The sequence below is a fragment of the Vibrio sp. VP6 genome (assembly GCF_028823755.1).
Classification (GTDB): domain Bacteria; phylum Pseudomonadota; class Gammaproteobacteria; order Enterobacterales; family Vibrionaceae; genus Vibrio; species Vibrio parahaemolyticus.
The window spans coordinates 1-2043 of sequence record NZ_JAPEID010000120.1; the positions used below are offsets into that span (position 1 = coordinate 1).

The window sequence follows — 2043 nt, forward strand, 5'->3', positions numbered from 1 at the left end:
CATGCTTCATACTAGCAACCCAATCATCAAACACAAAGCTGGCCTACTCAATCTTGCCGAAGAACTCGGCAATGTATCAAAAGCCTGCAAGGTCATGGGTGTATCAAGAGACACTTTCTATCGTTATCAAGAGTTAGTTGAAACTGGTGGTATCGATGCTCTAATTAATCAAAGTCGTAGAACACCAAACCTGAAGAATCGTGTCGATAGTGAAACTGAACAAGCAGTTCTCAAGTACGCCATAGACTTCCCTGCACATGGTCAAGTCAGAACAAGCAATGAACTGCGTAAACTCGGTGTATTTATCTCTCCTAGTGGCGTTCGTTCAATCTGGCTTCGTAATGACTTAGAAAACTTCAAAAAACGCCTGATTGCCTTAGAAAGGCAGGTTGCTGAAAACGGTATCATCCTAACGGACGAGCAAGTTGCAGCCCTTGAGCGCAAGAAGCATGATGACGAGGCTTGTGGTGAGATAGAAACCGCGCACCCAGGCTATCTCGGCTCTCAAGACACGTTTTATGTTGGTAACCTTAAAGGTGTTGGACGCATCTATCAGCAGACGTTCGTTGATACCTACAGCAAAGTCGCCTTCGCTAAGCTCTACACGACAAAAACACCAATCACCGCAGCGGACATGTTGAATGACAAGGTTCTACCGTTCTTCGAGACTCATGATCTGCCAATGCTGCGAATCCTGACTGACCGTGGTACTGAATACTGTGGCCGTGTTGAACAGCACGATTATCAACTCTATCTTGCCATCAATGATATCGACCACACGAAAACTAAAGCGATGTCGCCACAGACAAATGGTATCTGCGAACGCTTCCACAAGACCATATTAAATGAGTTCTACCAAGTGACATTCAGAAAGAAACTGTATGGTTCAATGGAAGACTTACAGAAAGATCTGGACGAATGGATGGACTACTACAACAATCATCGTACTCATCAAGGAAAAATGTGCTGCGGCCGAACGCCAATAGAGACATTAGAGGATGGGAAATCAATCTGGGCTGAAAAGAATCTAGCCCAGATATAATCTGACAGGCACCGATTCGAAAAGTGGGTAACTGTCAGATCAGGTCTGAATTAGTACAGCTAATGTATGCGTACATTAGCCTTGATTGAGTATGAAAAAAGTATGCAGGTAACTTTTTCCGCGTTGTGGCCATGCAATTGTTCGAATTCAAGAGAGTAGTGTTAATTCGGGTGCACTATAATGTGCGCCTGGTGAGTTTTAGCATTCCACTCTTTCATTTCCGCAAGGAAAAGCCCATGTTGGTTTACTGAGTCGATGAGCTCTGGTGCTCTCTCCAACTGGATTAGCATTGAAAGCGGGGCAACTTGTTTTTGCTCATGGTCAAAGCCATGCTCTATTTGGTCCTCAATCATATAGAGGATACCCGCTTCGGCTTCACTGCCTTCTTCAAACAAGCGGGACTCGATACCTTCTGCATCGTAAAGGTGCACCAGTAAGCTATAGAGCTTTTCTGCTCCAGCAAGTTTGGTGCGGTTGGCTTGCGAGTTTAAGTCGTACAATCTCATTTCTAAGTTCCCTCCTTTTTTTCGTGCCAAGCTGAGCATCAATTTTATGTATTTCTTGATGTTCGAGAGGCTTTTGGTATTCACCTTGGGCTTTAAGTATTTGATGAGAATTTCGTTTCGGGTGCTGACTGGAACGTGGCGACCCGTTGCTGATACTTTACCAAGCAAGTGAAGTAGGGCGTGAGTGATTAGGTTATGCAGATTGTGGTAATACTCAAAGTCTCGTTTGATTTGCATCGCTGTCTTTAGGTTGCTCTATACATGATATGAAATATGGGTGCTCGTTGGTCTGTATCTTCACAAAACTGAATCAGGAAAGGGGCTTCCTGTCACCCCTTTCCTGTCCAGCTTACTTCACGTGTGTTTCGTAGACAACGAAGCGTGCCAGAAAGTCTGTGCCGCCTCCCTTATACCGAACCTCGCAAAGCGAGTCTCGGACTATCAGAAGTCCACACAGAATAGTGATGCAAATGACCACTAAACCCATCAGGGCGG

At 44.9% G+C, this 2043-nt stretch carries 3 protein-coding genes; 1 reads left to right on the plus strand and 2 read right to left on the minus strand.

Annotated elements, in window-relative coordinates; translation table 11 throughout:
• Position 1 precedes the first annotated feature (1 nt).
• Positions 2 to 1042: an IS481 family transposase gene (locus OU793_RS24270; RefSeq protein ID WP_159408193.1), complete on the plus strand. Its 1041-nt coding sequence runs from the start codon at positions 2 to 4 to the stop codon at positions 1040 to 1042.
• A gap of 161 nt (positions 1043 to 1203) precedes the next feature.
• Here OU793_RS24270 and OU793_RS24275 read toward each other — a convergent pair whose 3' ends face one another.
• Positions 1204 to 1785, minus strand: a complete 582-nt coding sequence (locus tag OU793_RS24275; RefSeq protein ID WP_159408194.1) for a DUF2913 family protein — start codon at positions 1783 to 1785, stop codon at positions 1204 to 1206.
• Positions 1786 to 1897: 112 nt separating this feature from the next.
• Positions 1898 to 2043 (minus strand): Hok/Gef family protein (locus tag OU793_RS24280; RefSeq protein ID WP_274647893.1); only part of this gene is annotated, 146 nt, incomplete at its 5' end.